Source organism: Nonomuraea thailandensis (genome assembly GCF_024172165.1).
Taxonomy (GTDB): domain Bacteria; phylum Actinomycetota; class Actinomycetes; order Streptosporangiales; family Streptosporangiaceae; genus Nonomuraea; species Nonomuraea thailandensis.
The window spans coordinates 5,522,605-5,540,142 of record NZ_JAMZEB010000002.1 but is presented as its reverse complement, the minus strand read 5'-3'; the positions used below and the strand labels follow the sequence as shown (position 1 = coordinate 5,540,142).

The 17,538-nt window shown below is 74.6% G+C and carries 17 protein-coding genes; 14 read left to right on the top strand and 3 right to left on the bottom strand.

Going from position 1 to position 17,538, the window contains the following annotated elements; genetic code table 11:
• Positions 1-99 precede the first annotated feature (99 nt).
• The 8 genes from HD597_RS29030 to HD597_RS28995 all read left to right on the top strand — a co-directional run bounded on the left by HD597_RS29030 (position 100) and on the right by HD597_RS28995 (position 8,601).
• Entirely contained in the window at positions 100-2,991 is a 2,892-nt protein-coding gene (locus HD597_RS29030) for a hybrid sensor histidine kinase/response regulator (protein ID WP_253746028.1), read from the top strand.
• A 79-nt stretch (positions 2,992-3,070) separates the two neighbouring features.
• Positions 3,071-3,466, top strand: coding sequence for a hypothetical protein (locus HD597_RS29025; RefSeq protein WP_253746027.1), 396 nt, complete (start codon positions 3,071-3,073; stop codon positions 3,464-3,466).
• The gene (locus HD597_RS29020; RefSeq protein ID WP_253746026.1) at positions 3,466-4,344 is read left to right on the top strand and encodes a WXG100-like domain-containing protein; all 879 of its coding nucleotides are present in this window, start codon (positions 3,466-3,468) and stop codon (positions 4,342-4,344) included. The genes HD597_RS29025 and HD597_RS29020 overlap by 1 nt, the downstream gene beginning before the upstream one ends.
• Before the next feature lie 17 nt (positions 4,345-4,361).
• Positions 4,362-4,673, top strand: a complete 312-nt coding sequence (locus HD597_RS29015) for a YbaB/EbfC family nucleoid-associated protein (RefSeq protein ID WP_253746025.1) — start codon at positions 4,362-4,364, stop codon at positions 4,671-4,673.
• Positions 4,674-4,839: 166 nt separating this feature from the next.
• Positions 4,840-5,745 carry an ATP-binding cassette domain-containing protein gene (locus HD597_RS29010; RefSeq protein WP_253746024.1) on the top strand — a complete coding sequence of 302 codons (906 nt, stop codon included), beginning with the start codon at positions 4,840-4,842 and terminating at the stop codon, positions 5,743-5,745.
• Positions 5,742-6,533, top strand: coding sequence for an ABC transporter permease (locus tag HD597_RS29005; RefSeq protein ID WP_253746023.1), 792 nt, complete (start codon positions 5,742-5,744; stop codon positions 6,531-6,533). Before HD597_RS29010 ends, HD597_RS29005 begins: the two co-directional genes overlap by 4 nt.
• 167 nt (positions 6,534-6,700) lie before the next feature.
• Entirely contained in the window at positions 6,701-7,966 is a 1,266-nt protein-coding gene (locus tag HD597_RS29000; protein WP_253746022.1) for a sensor histidine kinase, read from the top strand.
• Positions 7,957-8,601 carry a response regulator gene (locus HD597_RS28995; protein ID WP_253746021.1) on the top strand — a complete coding sequence of 215 codons (645 nt, stop codon included), beginning with the start codon at positions 7,957-7,959 and terminating at the stop codon, positions 8,599-8,601. Before HD597_RS29000 ends, HD597_RS28995 begins: the two co-directional genes overlap by 10 nt.
• Positions 8,602-8,608: 7 nt before the next feature.
• Here the strand turns inward: HD597_RS28995 and HD597_RS28990 are convergent, their stop codons facing one another.
• Positions 8,609-9,325, bottom strand: a complete 717-nt coding sequence (locus HD597_RS28990; protein WP_308210712.1) for a sulfotransferase family protein — start codon at positions 9,323-9,325, stop codon at positions 8,609-8,611.
• Positions 9,326-9,453: 128 nt separating this feature from the next.
• On the opposite strand from HD597_RS28990, the gene HD597_RS28985 reads away from it, so the two are divergent.
• Entirely contained in the window at positions 9,454-10,275 is an 822-nt protein-coding gene (locus HD597_RS28985; protein ID WP_276083041.1) for an aldo/keto reductase, read from the top strand.
• An 82-nt stretch (positions 10,276-10,357) separates the two neighbouring features.
• Positions 10,358-11,482, top strand: a complete 1,125-nt coding sequence (locus HD597_RS28980; RefSeq protein ID WP_253746020.1) for an acyl-CoA dehydrogenase family protein — start codon at positions 10,358-10,360, stop codon at positions 11,480-11,482.
• A gap of 8 nt (positions 11,483-11,490) precedes the next feature.
• Here the strand turns inward: HD597_RS28980 and HD597_RS28975 are convergent, their stop codons facing one another.
• Positions 11,491-12,237 (bottom strand): maleylpyruvate isomerase family mycothiol-dependent enzyme, encoded by a 747-nt coding sequence (locus HD597_RS28975; protein ID WP_253746019.1) that lies wholly within the window; start codon positions 12,235-12,237, stop codon positions 11,491-11,493.
• A gap of 65 nt (positions 12,238-12,302) precedes the next feature.
• On the opposite strand from HD597_RS28975, the gene HD597_RS28970 reads away from it, so the two are divergent.
• On the top strand, positions 12,303-13,214 hold the full coding sequence (locus HD597_RS28970; RefSeq protein ID WP_253746018.1) for a helix-turn-helix domain-containing protein: 912 nt from the start codon (positions 12,303-12,305) through the stop codon (positions 13,212-13,214).
• Between the two features lie 64 nt (positions 13,215-13,278).
• On the opposite strand, the gene HD597_RS28965 is transcribed toward HD597_RS28970, so the two are convergent.
• Positions 13,279-14,544 (bottom strand): MFS transporter, encoded by a 1,266-nt coding sequence (locus HD597_RS28965; RefSeq protein ID WP_253746017.1) that lies wholly within the window; start codon positions 14,542-14,544, stop codon positions 13,279-13,281.
• A 66-nt stretch (positions 14,545-14,610) separates the two neighbouring features.
• Between HD597_RS28965 and HD597_RS28960 the strand changes: the two genes are divergently transcribed.
• The 3 genes from HD597_RS28960 (at position 14,611) to HD597_RS28950 (ending at position 17,537) form a co-directional block, all read left to right on the top strand.
• Positions 14,611-15,567 carry a LysR family transcriptional regulator gene (locus HD597_RS28960; RefSeq protein WP_253759517.1) on the top strand — a complete coding sequence of 319 codons (957 nt, stop codon included), beginning with the start codon at positions 14,611-14,613 and terminating at the stop codon, positions 15,565-15,567.
• Positions 15,568-15,588: 21 nt separating this feature from the next.
• Positions 15,589-15,933, top strand: a complete 345-nt coding sequence (locus HD597_RS28955; protein ID WP_253746016.1) for a hypothetical protein — start codon at positions 15,589-15,591, stop codon at positions 15,931-15,933.
• A gap of 62 nt (positions 15,934-15,995) precedes the next feature.
• Complete coding sequence (locus HD597_RS28950; RefSeq protein WP_253746015.1) at positions 15,996-17,537, top strand: benzoate-CoA ligase family protein; 1,542 nt, start codon at positions 15,996-15,998, stop codon at positions 17,535-17,537.
• The last annotated feature ends 1 nt before the right edge of the window (position 17,538 follow it).

The window sequence follows — 17,538 nt, the reverse complement described above, 5'->3', positions numbered from 1 at the left end:
AAAGATCACCTTTTGCTCGTTCTGCTCACTGAGAACCGGCGCGCGCGCCGGTTTCCTCCTAATCTGTACCCGAGCGAGTGGGGGGAGGGACGGACGCCCGTGCGATGGTTGCTCGCGGTGACGGCCCTGTGGACGCTCCTCGGCCTGCTGCCCCTGGCGCTGCTCACCTCGTCCAGCATCTCGCTGTCGGAGAACGCGATGAGCGACGAGGTCCGCGAGCGCGTCAGGACCACCGCGTCCGTCAGCCGGGTCGTGGTCGAGCAGCAGATGGACTCCCTCAAGCAGCTCGTCACCGCCTTCGCCCAGCGGCCCCACGTGCGCGAGGCGGTGGACGAGGTCACCAGCGCCACGATGCAGGACTGGCTCGGCGAGCTGAAGGAGCTGCGCGACGGCGTCAGCGGCCTGATCGTGAACTCTCCCGAGGGCAAGATCAGGGGCGCGGAGCCGCCCACCGTGCTGCCGCAGGACATCACGACCACCGACTGGTACCGCGCGGTGCGCGACCGGCGCCAGGCCCACGTCTCGCAGGCGTACACACCGACCATGTTAGGGGTGTCCAGGGCCGTCGCGGTGGCCGCGCCCATCCCCAGCGCCGACGGCACCCGCATGCTCGGCATGCTCACCGTCGTCTACAGCCTCGACGCCATCCAGGAGTTCGCCGAGGACGCCGCCGAGGCGCAGGACATCCGGCTGCTCATCACCGACAGGGCCGGCGTGCTGGTCGCCGACCCCGGCAGGAAGCTGTTCGCGCTCACCTCCCTGCGCGAGGACCCCCGCGTGGACGCCGCGCTGGCCGGGCGGGCGTGGAGCGGCGAGTTCCGCGGCATCGACGGCACGGTCCTGTCGGCGTCCGAGCCGATCCCCGGCATCGGCTGGACGGTCACCGCCGAGGTCTCGGTCGCCGAGGCCCTGGCCTCCGCCGAGAAGCTGCGCACGAACGTGCTCACCGTCGCGCTCCTGCTCGCCCTGCTCATCCTCATCGGCCTCGGCCTGCAGATCCACAGCACCCGCGGCCGCCGCCGGGCGCAGGCCCAGCTCTCCACCTACGCCACCGAGCTGGCCGCAGCCAGGGACGAGGCACTCAGCGCCTCCAGCGCCAAGTCGGAGTTCGTGGCCAAGATCAGCCACGAGATCCGCACCCCCATCAACGGCGTGCTCGGCATGAACTCCCTGCTCATGGGCACCCGCCTGGACGAGGAGCAGCGCTACTACGCCAGCACCGCCCAGGAGTCGGCGCAGAACGTGCTGCGCCTGCTCGACGACTTCCTCGACCTGTCCAGGATCGAGGCCGGGCACCTCCAGGTCGAGGCCGCGCCGTTCGACCTGCCGCGACTGTGCGACGAGGTCGTGGCGCCGTTCGCGCCGCACGCGTACGAGCAGGGGCTCTGGCTCACGCTGCGGCTCGACGAGAACGTGCCCCGCCAGGTGGCGGGCGACCCGGCGCGGCTGCGCCAGGTGCTGACGAACCTGGTCGGCAACGCGCTGAAGTTCACCGTCCAGGGCGGCGTGGACCTGCACGTGGCGCTCGACGAGGGAGAGCCGGGCCAGGAGCGGGTGGTGCTCAGGTTCGCGGTGGCCGACACGGGCATCGGGGTCGGGCCGCGGGACCGGGAGCGGGTCTTCGGCGTCTTCCGCCAGGTGGACTCGCCCATCACGCGCAGGACCGGCGGCAGCGGGCTCGGGCTGGCCATCAGCAGGCAGCTCGTCGAGCTCATGGGCGGGCAGATCGGGCTCGACAGCGTGGAGGGCGTGGGCAGCCGGTTCTGGGCCACGCTGCCGGTGGACGTGCTCACCTGGTCGGAGCCGGGCGCCGGAGCGCTGGAGGGGCGGCGCGCGCTGGTCGCCGACGCGCGGCCCGAGGACCGCACGCTGGCCGCGCGCTGCCTGGAGCAGGCCGGGGCCGAGGTGGAGGAGACCAGGGACGAGGTGGCGGCGCTGGCCCGCCTGCGTGCCGCCGCCGCGGACGGGCGGCCGTACGAGCTGGCCGTCGTCGCCCTCGACCTCGGCACGGGACTCGGCACGGGACTCGGCACGGGACTCGGCCCGGGTGACCCCGGCGACCCCGGTGCGCCGCGCTCGCTCGCCGACTCCATCCTCAACGACCCGGCGCTCCAGGCCACCAGCGTCATCGTGGTCGTCACCCCCGGCCGGGCCGGCTTCGCCTGGCCGGGCGCGGCGGGGGAGCGGGCCGTGCAGTCGATCACCCGGCCGCTCAGCCGCCGCCGCCTGCTCGCCGCCGCGGAGAACGCCCTGGGCCTCGCGGAGTGCGACGGCGAGCCGCGCGACGGCGCGCCGGCCACCGGCCTGACCGAGGGCGCCCGCATCCTGGTGGCCGAGGACGACGAGGTGAGCCGCCAGGTGGCGATGCTCGTGCTGACCCAGGCCGGGCACGAGGTCGACGTGGTCGACGACGGCAGGCAGGCCGTGCGCGCCGTGCTGGCCGGCCGGTACGACCTGGTGTTCATGGACTGCCAGCTCCCCGTGCTCGACGGCCTGGCCGCGACCGAGGAGATCAGGGAGGGCGAGGAGGCCCACACCCCGATCATCGCGATGACCGCCGCGGCCATGCCGGACGACCGGATCCGGTGCCTGGAGGCCGGTATGGACGACCACCTGGCCAAGCCGGTCGACTGGCCGCGCGTGCTGGCCAGGATCCCGGAGTGGACGGCCTCCGCCGGGCTGCCGCCCGAGCTGGCGGGGCTGTCGCAGGAGGCGCTGGCCGACGTGGCGCGGGCGTACCTGGCGACCGCCACCCGCACGTTCGAGGAGCTGAGGCAGGCCGTGCGGGACGGCGACCTGGCCGCGGCGGCCGGGCTCGCGCACCGGCTCAAGGGGTCCTGCGCGACGGTCGGCGCGACCCGCGAGGCGGAGCTGTGCCGGCGCGTCGAGGACCAGGCCAGCGCGGGCGAGGCCGTGGACGGCGACGTCATGGAGGAGCTGGGCGGGATGCTCAGCGACCTGCCCGAGTGGATGAACGCCGCTTATTCCTGAGTTAACGCGGCGATTAACTCGCGGAAATTTATAGTCGTTAGCGTGCCTAAGTAGTCATTAATGCACGCTTGGAGGGTTGATGGCGGATTCGTCCGGCGAATCGGTCGCCGCGAGCGGCGACGGGGTCCTCATCGACTGGACGTCGATCCGCAGGCTCGCCCGGCGCTTCGACCGGACCGGCGACGACGTGACGGCCCTGCTGCGCGCCTCCTCGCCCCTGGCCACCACCTCCGGCCTGGTCGGCGGCGACGAGGAGGGCCGCGCGTTCGCCGAGTGGTACGCCGACGGCTACGACTCCCTCGCCGACGCCATGCGCCGCATCGCCGACAAGAGCTTCACCTCCGCCGCGGGCCTGCGCGACTTCGACGCCCTGTGGGACTACCTGGAGCTGCACATCATCAGCACCCTGCCCGCGATCCCCGACCTCCCCGGGCCGCCGGTCCCCGAGGCTCCGCCCCGGCAGGAGGGCGCCTGATGTTCGACCCCTTCCAGGCGCTGGCCTGGTTCGCCGGCGTGCACGTGCCGGCGGCCGACGCCGGCAACCTCCGGGCCAGGGCCGGCGCGCTGCGCGAGCTGGCCACCGGCATCGGCGCGCTCGCCCGCGACACCGCCACCGCCGTCGCCGAGGCCCGCGAGGCCAACGACAGCCGGACGGTCTCCCGCTTCGCCGACGTGTGGCCGCACGAGCTGGGCCCCCGCTACGCCGCCCTCCAGGAGGAGCTGGAGGATCTGGCGGCCGGCTGCGACGAGTACGCCGAGGCCGTCGAGCAGCACCGCGAGCAGCTTCTGATCATCGGCACCCAGCTCGCCGCCATGGCCTTCACCATGCTCTTCGGCTACCTCTACCCGGCCGCCAGGATCGTGGCCGAGCGGGCGTTCAAGTGGCTCGTGGCCCGGGCCAGGCTGGAACGCACGATCTTCCAGAAGATCACCAAGGCGATCCTGGAGCAGCGCGCGGGCAAGCGGCGCGTCGGCACGTACGTGGTGCGCGAGGGGCTCGACGCGCTGGCGGACTCCGTCCTGTGGGCGGGGCTCAAGACCGGCGTGCACGCGGCGAGCTCGGCCGCCACCGGGCAGCCCATGGGCAACCTCTGGGAGTACGCGGGCCGGCACTTCGTCGCCGAGATGGCCTACAACGGCGGCATCAAGGGCCTCAGCGACGCCCGAAGGTTCTTCCCCCCGGCGCGGCTCACCGAGACGGTGCTCGGCACCGGGCCCGCCGGCAGGTTCTTCCGCCGCACCCTGTCGGCGGCCACCGTCTACCCCCTGGTCGCCGGCGGGGGCCTGTCCGACGAAGGCGCCCTGCGCTCGGCGCTGGCCCACGCGCCCAGGGCGTTCCTGTTCAAACGCTGACACCTCCAGGAGCCCCCATGACGACACCGCCGCGTACCGGAGACCCCGAGCTCGACCGCGCCCTGGCCGAGCTGGCCGGCGGCGCCGCCCGCCTGGAGGAGGTGAGCCGCCTGCTGCGGGAGACGACCGGGCGCGGGGAGAGCGCCGGCGGCCAGGTCGCCGTCGAGCTGTCGGCCACGGGCTCGCTGGCCGGGCTGCACCTCGACCCCCGCGCGCTGCGGCTCGGCTCGCAGGCGCTGGCCGAGGCCATCACGGAGGCGTTCGGGCGGGCGGAGGAGGACCTCGCGAGCCGCTCCCACGACCTCGCCAGGACCGCCTTCGAGACGTGACGCCCGCCGGATCCCCTGACGCCTGCCGGATCCCCTGACGCCTGCGGGTCCGCTGAGGCCGGTCGGATCCCGGGGAAACGGCCGGCCGATTTACGGTTTCCCGCCATCGAGGTCGGCGGGCCGCCCCCATGGCCGCCCCGCCCGCGGGCACCTAGCGTGAGGGAACGTGATCAGTCTCAAGGGCTTGACCAAGCGGTACGGCGACCGGCTCGCGGTCGACGACCTCACGCTGGACCTGAAACCGGGCACCGTCACCGGATTCCTCGGGCCGAACGGCGCCGGCAAATCGACCACGATGCGCCTGATCCTCGGCCTCGACCACGCCACCTCCGGCACCGCCCTCGTCGGCGGCGTGCCGTACCGGCGCATCGCGAACCCGCTGCGCACCGTCGGCGCGCTCCTCGACGCGCGCGCCGTGCACCCCGGCCGCAGCGGCCGCGCCCACCTGACCGCGCTGGCCCGCAGCAACGGCATCCCGCGGCGGCGCGTGGAGGAGGTGCTGGAGACCGTGGGCATGGCGGGCGCGGCGCGCAAGCGGGCCGGGACGCTGTCGCTCGGGATGAGCCAGCGGCTCGGGATCGCGGCGGCGCTGCTGGGCGACCCCGAGGTGCTGATGTTCGACGAGCCCGTCAACGGGCTCGACCCCGACGGCGTGCGGTGGGTGCGCGGGTTCATGCGGTCGCTGGCCGCCGAGGGGCGGACGGTGTTCGTCTCCAGCCACCTGATGAGCGAGATGCAGCTCACCGCCGACCACCTCGTGGTGATCGGCAAGGGGCGGCTCATCATGGACGCGCCGCTCGCGGACGTCCTGGCGGGCAGCTCGCTGACGGCCGTGCTGATCCGCACCCCGCACGCGGGCGACCTCGCGGCGCTGCTGCGCGGGGCCGGGATGACGGTGGACCGGGTCGGCGAGAACGAGCTGGAGGTCACCGGCGCCGCGATCGAGCGGGTCGGCGACGTGGCGTTCGAGGCCGGGATCCGGCTGCACGAGCTGCGCGCCAAGGAGGCCTCGCTGGAGCAGGCCTATCAGGAGCTGACCTCGGGCAGCGTGGAGTACGGGGTGAGCCGGTGAGGATGTTGTGGCAGGCCGTCGGAGCCGAGTGGGCGAAGCTGTGGTCGGTCAGGTCCACGTGGTGGTGCCTGGCCTGCGCGTTCGCGCTCACCGTGCTGACCTCCATCACCCTGGCCGGGGGCGCCGCCACCGAGGCGCTGCGCGAGGGCGCGCACGGCGTGCGGATCGTGGCGAGCGAGGCCGTGATCTCCGGCACGTCGTTCGTGCAGTTCGCGCTGGTGGCCCTGGCCATGCTGGTGATCACCTCCGAGTACGCCTCCGGCGGCATCCGGATCACGCTGCAGGCCACGCCCGTGCGCGGGATGGTGCTGGCGGCCAAGGCGCTGGTGGTCGGGCCGGTGATGTTCGCGGTGGGGGTCCTCGCGGGCGCGGTGGCGGCGGTGGCCGTGTACCTGGTGCTGTCGATCGACGCGTTCGGCGGGCTCGTGGTGCTGCCCGCCGGCGAGGTCGTGGTGGACCTGCTGGGCACGGGGGTGTTCTACGCGCTGGTGTCCGTGACGACCGTGGGGGTCGGCGCGGCGATGCGCAGCGCGGCGGGCACGCTGACCGTGATGTTCATGCTGCTCATGGGGCTGCCGCTGGCGATCCTCATGACCGGGGTGCCGGCGCTGCTGGACGCCTCGCTGCGGATGCCGATGTTCGCCGGGCTGGCGTTCATGGGCAGCACGGAGAACCTCACCGGCGGGCCGATGCCGTACTCGCCGGGGGAGGGTCTGGTGTGGCTGCTCGCCTGGACGGCGGCCGCCGTGGTGGCGGGCCACGCCGTCCTGCGCCGCCGCGACGCCTGATGGGCGGCCGGGCGGCGGGACGCGGCGGGCGCGGCCGGGCGGGGGCGGACCGCGGCGCGCGTGGCCCGGCGGCGGCGGGGCGTGGCGGGCGTGGCCCGGTGGCGGCGGAGTATGGCGGAGGTGGCCGGTCGTTCCGCGGTGGCGCGGGGCGCCTAGACTTTCCGCCCGTGTCAGGCACCCGCATCGCCCGCCTCCTGACCGGAGCCCTGCTCGGGACGGCTCTCGGCCTGGCCGAGCTGGTCTTCCTGGCCGTGGCGGCGCCCGCCGCGCTGATCCCCGCGCTGCGGCCCGCCGCCGCGCGCGGGCTGGCCCGGCTGACCGCCCTCGAACGTGCCCGCCTGTCGAGCTGGCTCGGGCACGAGCCGGCGCGGCGCGACGGCGGGTACGCCTACCTCGCGGCCCGCGCCGCCCTGGGCGTCCTCGGCGGGTACGTCTGCGCCAGCACCCTGTTCCTCACCGTCCTGCTGCTGGCCGGCGGCGCGTGGGACCTGATCTGGGGCGAGTCCGAGCCGGTCCCGCTGGAGCTGCCCGGTGTGAAGATCGTCACCAGCGGCGGCGCGCTCGGCGTCACCGCCGGCCTGGCGCTGCTGGCCGCGCTGGTGCTCATGGTCGCGGCCGTCGCCGCGCTCGACCGCCGCCTGGCCGCGCACTTCCTGGGCCCGACCGGCGAGGAGCTGATGCGCCGGCGCATCGCCGAGCTCACCGAGACCCGTTCCGGCATCGTCAGGGCCGTGGACGACGAGCGGCGCAGGATCGAGCGCGACCTGCACGACGGCGTGCAGCAGCGCGGCGTCGCCCTGGCCATGCTGCTCGGCCGCGCCCGGCACGCCATTGACCTCGCCGCCAGGGCCCGCCGCGACACCACCGGCCGCGACACCACCGGCCGCGACACCACCGGCCACGAGGCCGCCGAGGCTGCCGGTCGCGAGGCCGCCGGTCACGACGTCACCGGCCATGACGCGATCGCCGGCCTGGTCGCCCAGGCGTACACCGAGTCCCGCCAGCTCCTCGACGAGCTGCGCAGCGTCGCCTGGCGGATCTACCCGACCGCGCTCGACGAGCTCGGCCTGCGCGCAGCGCTGGCCGGCGTCGCCGAGCGCGCGGGCGTGCCCGTCACCGTGCACCACGGCCTGGCCGCCCGCCCCGCCTCCGAGATCGAGACCGCCCTGTACTTCGTGGCCCGCGAGGCCATCACCAACGCGGTCAAGCACGCCGGCGCGCATGACATCCTGGTGGTCCTGAGCGAGGACGAGCGGACGGTGAGCGTGGCGATCTCCGACAACGGCAGGGGCGGCGCCGACCCGTCGGGCGGCGGCCTGTCCGGGCTGGCCCGGCGGGTCCTGGCACTCGACGGCACGTTCACCGTCGACAGCCCGCCCGGCGGCCCCACCAGGATCGCCGCCACGCTGCCGAAGGCGCCGCCGTGCGGGTGATCCTGGCCGACGACTCCGTGCTGCTGCGCGAGGGCCTGACCCGGCTGCTCGAAGACGCCGGCCACGAGGTCGTCGCCGCCGTCGGCGACGCGCCCGCGCTGCTCGACGCGGCCGCCCGGCACCGCCCCGACGTGGCCGTCGTCGACGTGCGCATGCCGCCCGGGCACAAGGACGACGGGCTGCGCGCCGCGCTGGAGATCCGCGAGCGGCTGCCGGGCGTCGGCGTGCTCGTCCTGTCGCAGTACGTCGAGCAGCACTACGCCGCCAGGCTCCTGGCCGGATCCACCGAAGGGCTCGGCTACCTGCTGAAGGACCGGGTCTCGGAGGTGGCGGAGTTCCTGGAGTCGCTGGAGAGGGTGCGGGCGGGCGGCACGGCGTTCGACCCCGAGGTGGTGCGCCAGCTCCTGGCCCGCACCACCCGTACGGACCCGCTGAGCAGGCTCAGCCCCCGCGAGGGCGAGGTGCTGCGCCACCTCGCCCAGGGCTTCGTCAACGCCGCCATCGCCGAGCGCCTGCACGTGTCGCTCAGCACGGTCGAGAAGCACGTCAACGCCATCATGGACAAGCTCGACCTGCCGCGCGACCCCGGCTACAGCCGGCGCGTGCTGGCGATCCTGCGCTACCTGGAGAGCTGAGCGGCGCCTACGCGTCGGGGACGAACGACGGGTGGGAGACGTCGCCCTTCATCAGCCGCCCGAGGAACTCCTGCATGGACCTGCCGTCGTTGAGATGCGGGAACGGCTCGGCCGGCACCTCCACGCCGAGGAAGCGGCACAGCGGCTCCCACCCCTGCCGCACGTCGAAGACCAGCAGCCGCTCCGGCGGCAGGCTCGCCCGCACCTCGGCCGTGTGCCGCTCGAACGCCGCCACGGCGCTCTCCTCGTCGACCGGCCCGTCGGCCATCGTCCTGCCGGCGCCGAACGTGCCGGCGGCCATGCGGTCGAGCACCGGCCCCATCCGCCGCATCCCCTCGAAGACGGCGCGCGCCGCCGGGGGCAGCTCCGCCTGCGTCTCCTGGGCCATGAGGGTGCGGGGCCCGTTGTCGATCAGCGTCATCATGCTCGCGTACCAGGCGCGCGGGTCGCGTACGGTCAGCACGACCTTGGCCTCCGGGTACGCCTGCGCCAGCTCCCGCCAGAAGTAGGAGGCCGGCCAGTCCTGAGTCGAGCGGAACCCGTCGAACAGCTTCTCCCAGTCGGGCCGCGCGCCCTCCGCCAGCGGCGCCCAGCCGGCGGCGCGGGCCGGCTCGGTCAGGATGTTGAACATGTGAAAGCAGGGCCCGAATCCGAGCCGCTCCAGTGCGGCCTTCATGGAGCTGGTCCCGGTGCGCGGGAACCCCGCGCCTATCACGGTCAGCACATCGCACCTCCACGAGTTGTCTACCGTACTAGTCGGAAACCCGGGCGCCAGTGTGACAGGGTGCGGCGGATTGGCCGGTGTGACCCGCGGGTAAGGGGCAGTGTCAACGTCACCAAGGGGGAACGATCATGACCGTCATGCTCGCCGACGGCCGCCCGATGCCGCGGCTGGGCCTGGGCACCTGGCCGATGAACGACGAGGAGGCCCGCCAGGCCGTCACCCACGCCGTCTCGCTCGGCTACCGGCTCATCGACACGGCCGCGAGCTACGGCAACGAGGCCGGCGTCGGCGCCGCCGTGGCGCGGGCGCCGGTGGCCCGCGAGGAGCTGTTCGTCACCACGAAGCTGCGCGGCTCCCACCACGGCTACGACGCGGCCATGCGCGGCTTCGAGGAGAGCCGGGCCCGGCTCGGCCTCGACTACGTCGACCTCTACCTCATCCACTGGCCGCTGCCCGGCCGCGGGCTCTACCTCGACACCTGGCGCGCGTTCGTGCGCCTGCGCGAGCAGGGCCTGGCACGCTCGATCGGCGTCTCCAACTTCACCCCGGAGCAGATCGGGCGGCTGGTGGCGGAGACCGGCGTCCCGCCGGCGGTGAACCAGGTGGAGATGCACCCCGGCTTCCCCCAGCGCGAGCTGCGCGACTGGCACGCGGGGCACGACATCGTGACCGAGTCGTGGAGCCCGCTCGGCCGCGGCTCCAAGCTGCTCGACGACCCCGTCGTCACCGACCTGGCCGCCGCGCACGGCCGTACGCCGGCCCAGGTGGTGCTGCGCTGGCACGTGCAGCTCGGCGCCGTGCCCATCCCCAAGTCGGCCGACCCCGAGCGCATGCGGCAGAACCTCGAGGTGTTCGACTTCAGCCTGTCGCCGGAGGACCTGGCCCGCCTCGACAACCTCGGCACCGGCGACCGCCTCGGCGGCGACCCCGACACCCATGTCGAGCTCTGAGCCCCTGTGCGCTTAGGCTGGGATGGCGCTCGCCACAACGGGAACGCCCTTCCTGCCGGACGGAGCACGAGGAGCGGCGCAGATGCGCGACGAGGACTCGTTCGAGGAGATGCTCACGGAGCTGGCCCGCCGCCGCGAGGAGTTCCGCGAGCTGCGCTACGTCCCCAAGGACTTCGTCGACCGGCTCAAACGGCTCGGCCTCTACCGGGTCTCCACGCCGCGGCGCTTCGGCGGCGAGCCGATGCCGCCGGCGGAGTTCCTGCGGATGATCGAGCGCGTCTCCGCCGTCGACGGCTCCACCGGCTGGGTCGCGAGCTTCGGCTCCCAGCTCGTCTACCTGGGCTCGCTGCCGCTGGAGACCCAGGCCGCCCTGTACGCGGACGGCCCCGACGTCGTCCTGGCCGGCGGCCTGTTCCCCGTCCAGGAGGCCGTCCCCACCGAGCGGGGCTTCCGGCTCAACGGCCGCTGGAAGTTCGCCAGCGGCTGCATGGCCGCCGACGTGCTCGTCGTCGGCATCCCCGGCGACGACTCCACCTCCGGCAAGCCGCGCGGGGCGCTGGTGCGGCCGGAGCGCCTGGAGATCGTGCGAGAGTGGGACGTCGTCGGCATGCAGGGCACCGGCTCCTTCGACCTGGTCGCCCGCGACGTCGAGATCGGCAGGGAGTGGACGTTCATCCGCGGCGGCGCCCCGGTGATCGACGAGCCGCTCTACCGTTACCCCGCCATCACCTACGCCGCCCAGTCGCTGTCGGTCGTCTCCGCCGGCGTCGCCCGAGCCGCCCTCGACCTGGCCGAGGGGGAGGGCAGCGGCCGGGGCAGCATCACCGGCGCGCCGCGCCTGGCCGACCGCCCCTACTACCGCGCCGGCATCGCCGGGGCCGAGGCCGCGCTCCGCTCCGCCCGCGCCTACTTCTACGAGGCCGCGCAGGAGGCGTGGCAGGCGCTCGCGGACGGCGGCGAGGTCGGCGACGAGCAGAACGCCCACCTGCGCCTGTCCGCCGCCCACCTGGCCAGGACCGCGGCGGAGGTGGTCGGCAAGGTCGTCTCGCTGTCGGGCACCGCCGCGATCTACCGCGACCACCCGCTGCAGGCCCTGCTCGGCGACGCGCTGGTGCCGCAGGAGCACGCCTTCCTCAGCCCGGCGATGTACGACGCCGCCGGCGCCGTCCTCATGGGCCTGCCGCCCACGGTGCCGGCCTTCCGCTGAGTCGGTGATCAGAAGGCGCTGTGCGCCAGCCAGTGCTCCAGCAGCGCCCGGTCCCCGCTGACGGCGGCGGGCGGGATCCGCCGCGAGAGCACCAGCATGATGTCGGTCACCGTTCCCGGCACCACCACGTCGCCCGGCCCGTTCCCGCGCTCCCAGCGCAGCCCCTCGGGCAGCCGGCTGATCACCCACCCGTCCATCCCGCGCGGCCGGAACGCCAGCCGCTCGCCCGCGCCCCGCATCAGCGCCAGCTCCGGCTTGAACGTCTCCGCCCGCGGATGCGACATCAGCTCCATGCCCTCGGTGACGACGTCCGCCGCGAGATCATCGGCGATCCCGTACGCGGCGCCGGTCGCCAGCGCCGCGTCGTAGCCGTGCACGGCGGCCTCGCAGCACATCCTGCGCAACCAGAACGCCGCGGGCGCCGGCCCCAGGAACGACCACACCTCGGCGTCCTCGCCGACCTTGCGCACGGCCTCGGCCAGCTCCTCCGCCCCCGCCCGCAGCCACTCGCCCCACCCTCCGGGCGCGCCGGGATCGACGCCGGACGGATCGGGCAGCGGCGCCGGCAGGCCCGTGCGGACGAGCCCGGCCCCCCACCGGCAGGCCTGCCCCAGGTGCGCGACCAGCGTGCGCAACCGCCACTCGGGGCAGGTCGGCACGACGGCCTCCGGATCACCGCCGGCCACCGCCGCGGCGAACACCTCCGTCTGCTCCCGCAGCCCCGTCACGAGCCGCGCGAAATCGAGAGCCGGCATCGGCCTCACTCCTCTTCATCGGGATACGCCGCTACCGTAGGAACTCCAGTCGGGTGGAGGTTCAAGTGCCGCTGCGGGAAGAAACGCTCGGGATCGGGGAGCTGGCCCGGCTGACGGGCGTCCCGGTGCGCACCATCCGCTTCTACTGCGACGAGGGCATCATCACGTCGGTGCGCAGCACGGGGAACCACCGCAGGTTCGACCGGGCGGCCGTGGAGCGGCTGGCCCTGATCAGGCGGCTGCGGGGGCTGGGCCTCGGCCTGACGCCGATCGCGCACGTGCTCAGCGGCGAACGCTCGATGGCCGAGGCGGTGTCCGCCGAGCGGGCCGCGCTCGACGTGCGGCTGGCGGAGCTGGCCTGGCGGCGCGCCTCGCTGCGGGCCGTCGAGGAGGCCGATCCGGCCGAGCGGGCCGGCAGGCTGGAGCTGCTGGCCGCCGTGGAGGACGCGAGCGCCGCGCGGGACCGGCTGGAGCGGTTCTGGCGGCGGCTCATGGTCTCGCCCGTCTCCGACGGGATCTACGCCTCGTTCCTGTCCATGGCCGTGCCCCAGCCGCCCGCCGACCCCAGCCCGCTTCAGGTGGTGGCGTACGCCGAGCTCGTCCACCTGGCCGGCGACCGCTCGCTGACGGCCGGCCTGCGTGCCAGGGCGCTGGCCAACGCCCGCACGATCGGCGACGAGGACCTGCTGATGCACGGCGTCGGCGAGGCGGTCACGCTGGCCCAGCCGTGCGTGGTCGCGGGCGAGCCGCCGCGCGAGGGGCCCGAGCTGGACCGGTTCGTGGCCGCGCACGCCACGGTCCGCGGCCGCGGCGACACCCCGGCCTTCCGCCGGGAGCTGATGGGCATCGTGGAGTCCGACCGCGATCCGCGCGTGCGCCGCTACTGGCGGCTGGTGGGAGAGGTGAGCGGGGAGCGGGCCACGATCGGCGCCATGGTCGGCTGGCTGACCGACTCCCTCGAACGCTCCGTCACGTGACGCGGCGTGCCCGGCCGGGCCGCGCCGGTGCGTCACCGCCGTGCGGGCCGGGCTCGGCGTGCTGTCAGGGAGCGGTGCGCCGGCGGCGCGTCACGAGGACGGCGAGGGCGGCCAGCAGCAGCCAGGCCGACGTCATGACGATCAGCCACGTCCAGCCCGCGTGGCCGTACACGACGGCGCCCGCCGTGCCGCCCGCGCCGCTGCCCAGGTAGTAGCAGAGCGTGTAGACGCCGGCGGCCCTGCCCCGGGCGGGCGGGGGCGCGTCGGCGGTCACCCAGGCGTTGGCGATGGCGTGCGCGGCGAAGAACCCGGCGGTCAGGACGGCGAAGCCGGCCGCGATGACGGGCAGCGACGGGTGCGCGGTCAGCGCGGCCCCCGCCACGGTCACGACCAGCGCAGCCACCAGCGCCGGGGTCCGGCCCAGGCGCGTGGCCAGCCGGCCGGCTGCGGCCGAGGACGCGGTCCCCATCGCGTAGGAGAGGAACACCAGCGAGGCGGCGGCCGGGGTCAGCGAGAGCGGCGGCGCGGCCAGCCGGAACCCGGCCGCGTTGTACAACGCCACGAACGCCCCCATGGCCAGCGCCCCCACGGCGAACGGCGCCACCAGCCCCACACCCAGCCGCACCCCGCCCCCCGGCGTTCCGGCGCCGTCCCGCGTTCCGGCGCCGTCCTGCGTTCGCGCCCGGTCCTGTGTCGGGGTCCCGTCCTGCGCGCCCGCTTCGCGGGAGGGCGTCCGGTGACCGCCGGCCGCCCCCCGGGGCAGGGTCGCGGCCGTGAACAGCGCGCACACCAGCGCCACTCCCGCCACCGCGACCAGGGCGCCGTGCCACCCCAGCGGGTCCGCGGCGAACCCGGCCCCGAGCCGTCCCAGCATCCCGCCGACCGAGTTGCCCGCGATCATCGCGCCCACCGCCCCGGCCAGCCGCGCCGTGCCCACCTGGTCGGCCAGGTACGCCGCCGCCACCCCCGCGAAACCGGCGATCGCCACTCCCTGCACCCCGCGCATCACGAGGAACACCGGGAAGGACGGCGCGAGTGGCAGCAGCAGGCCGATCACCGCCGACACCACCACCGACCAGAGGATCACCCGCCGCCGCCCGGCCACCCCCGCCAGCCACGCCAGCGGCAGCACCGCGACGGCCAGGGAGGCCGTCGCCACCCCGATGGCCAGCGAGGCGCTGCCCGGGTCCAGCCCGTACGCCGCCGCGAGCTGGGGCAGCACCGGCTGGGGCGCGTACAGCAGGGCGAAGGACGACAGCCCCGCCGCGGCCACGGCCGCGCTCACCCGCCGCGTGTCGACGATCGGCTCGGAAGCCTGGAGAACCACCACCCCCCAAACGCTAAGCAAGGCTAATAAATACGTCTAATACGCTGATGGGCGATAATTCATACCGTGATGGATGACTCCGACGATCGCCTGGCCGCCCGCCTGGCCCCGGCCCTCGCGCTGCTGGCCGCCGTGGGCGAGACCGGGCACGTGACGCGCGCGGCCGAGCTGCTCGGCATCCCCCAGCCCACCGCCAGCCGCCGCCTCGGCGCCCTGGCCGAGCTCGTGGGCGCCCCGCTCGTCCTGCCGTCCGGCCGTGGCATCCGCCTGACCAGGGCGGGCCGCACGCTGGCCGCCGCCTCCGCCCGCGCGCTGACGACCATGACCGCCGCCGCCCGCGAGGTGCGCGAGGAGATCGACCCGGGCAGCGGGCGCATCGTGCTCGGCTTCCTGCACCTGCTCGGGCGCACGCTGGTGCCCTCGCTCATCGGCGGGTTCCGTGAGCGCAACCCCGGCATCCGCTTCAGCCTGGCGCAGGGGTCGCGGCAGGACATGCTCGACGCCCTGCACGAGGGCGAGATCGACCTGGTGTTCGTCGCCCCCATGCCGCTCGACGACCCCGGCCTGGTCAGCCGGCCGCTCGCCGACCAGGAGCTCGTGCTGTGCGCGCCGCCGTCCCACCGCCTCGCCGCCAGGAAGCGGGTGCGGGCGGCCGAGCTGGAGGGGGAGGAGCTCGTGACGCTGGAGCACGGGTACGGGCTGCGGCAGATCACCGACGACCTGTGCGCGGCGGCGGGGTTCGAGCCGCGGATCGCCTTCGAGGGGCAGGAGTCCGAGACCGTGCGCGGCCTGGTGGCGGCGGGGCTGGGGGTGGCCGTCCTGCCGCGATCGGATCAGCCGCCGGCGGGAGGCGCGGTGGAGATCCCGCTGTCGCCGCCCGTGTTCAGGACGGTCGGGGCGAGCTGGCCCGCGGGGGAACGCCTCACGCCGGCCGCCCGCGCCTTCCGCGACCACGTCTGCTCCCACCCCACCGACCTCGGCCCCGCCTTCCGCCCGCCCCGCGCGATGCCGTCCGAGCTGCCGTGAGGTTGCGCGAGACTGAGCGCCATGACACATGACGGCGATGCGGGAGTGCCGGGGTCACTGGCGCGGGTCCTGACGGAGGTGGCGGCCGAGCGGGCGGCGCAGGACGCCCGGTTCGGCATGCAGCTGCTGCCCGACGGCACCGGCGGCGAGGGCGCGGTGGCCGCGTCCGACCTGGCCAGGGACGCGACGGACAGCGCGGCCAGGGGCGGGGCGCTGACCTGGCGGCACATCCTGGCGGAGGAGGTGATGGAGGCGTTCGCCGAATCGGACCCGGGCCGGCTCAGGGCGGAGCTCATCCAGGTGGCGGCCGTGGCGGTCAAGTGGACCCAGGCCCTCGACCGCCGCCCATACTCTACAGAACCTTGACGAGAGATCCATTCTGCGTAGAGGATTTGGCCACGATCGCCCGCCTGCGGATGGGGACGGCCATGACGTCAGAGTCGTTCAACGCCAGCGTCCAGCTCACCGACCGCCAGGTGGAGGCGGGCCGGGGCGACCACGTCGCGATCACCGGCCCCGCCGGCACCCTCACCTACGCCCAGCTCGCCGCGCGCGTCGCGGAGCTGGCCACCGGCCTGCGGGAGCTGGGCGTCAGGCCGGAGGAACGGGTCCTGCTCGTCATGTCCGACCGCCCCGAGACCGTGATCACCATCCTGGCCGTCATGCGGCTGGGCGCGATCGCGGTGCCGGTCTCCACCATGTACAACGGGGCCGAGCTGGGCGACCTCGTCAGGGACTGCAGGGCGCGGCTGGTCGTGGCCACCCCCGAGTTCGAGCCCGTCGTCCGCGAGGCCGTGGCCGGCGCGCCCGAGGTGACCCGGCTCCTGCTCACCGGCCCCGACTGGGACGCGGTGATGGCGGCGGGCAGGCCGGTCGCGCCGCCGTACGGCACCTGGCGCGACTCGCCCGCCCTGTGGCTCTACACCTCCGGCACCACCGGCGCGCCCAAGGCCGCCATGCACCGGCACGGCGCGATCAGCGACGTCTACGAGACCTACGGCCGCCAGGTGCTCGGCATCCGGCCCGACGACCGGTGCCTGTCGGTGGCGCGGCTGTTCTTCGCGTACGGCATCGGCAACTCGATGTTCTTCCCCCTGGCCGCCGGCGCCACCGCGATCCTCGACCCGGCCAGGCCCACCCCCGCGGGCGTGCTCGCGCGCGTGGCGCGGGAGCGGCCCACCCTCTTCTTCGCCGGCCCCACGTTCTTCGCGGCCCTGCTCGCCACAGACGCCCACGCGGGCGCGCCCGATGACGCCTTCGCCTCCGTACGGCTGGCCGTCTCGGCGGGCGAGGCGCTGCCCGCCGAGATCTACCGCCGTTTCACCGGCCGGTTCGGGGTGGACATCATCGACGGCCTCGGCTCGACCGAGGCGCTGCACATCTTCATCTCCAACCGCCCCGGCCAGGTGCGCCCCGGCACGTCCGGCACCGTCGTCCCCGGCTACGAGGCCCGGTTGCTCGACGAGCGCGGCGTCCCCGTCGAGACCGGCCGGCCCGGCCACCTGTACGTGCGCGGCGACTCGATCGCGACCGGCTACTGGTGCCGCACGGCCACCACGCGGCAGGTCTTCCAGGGGGAGTGGCTGCGCACGGGCGACACGTACGTACGGGAGGAGGACGGCTCCTACCGGTGCCTCGGCCGCTCCAACGACATGATCAAGGCGGGCGGGATCTGGGTGTCGCCGATGGAGGTCGAGGCCCGGCTGCTCCAGCACGAGTCGGTGGGCGAGTGCGCGGTCGTGGCCTACCTCGACGGCGAGGGGCTGGAGAAGCCGGTGGCCTGCGTGGTGCCCGCCCCCGGCCGGACGGTGGACCCGCAGGAGCTGATCACGTTCTGCCGGGACGGGCTGGCCTCGTTCAAGCGGCCGCGCGAGGTGCTGGTGCTCGACGAGCTGCCGAAGACGGCGACCGGCAAGATCCAGCGCGTGGTGGTCCGCCGCCTGGCCGCCGACCGCCTGGACAAGGACTGAC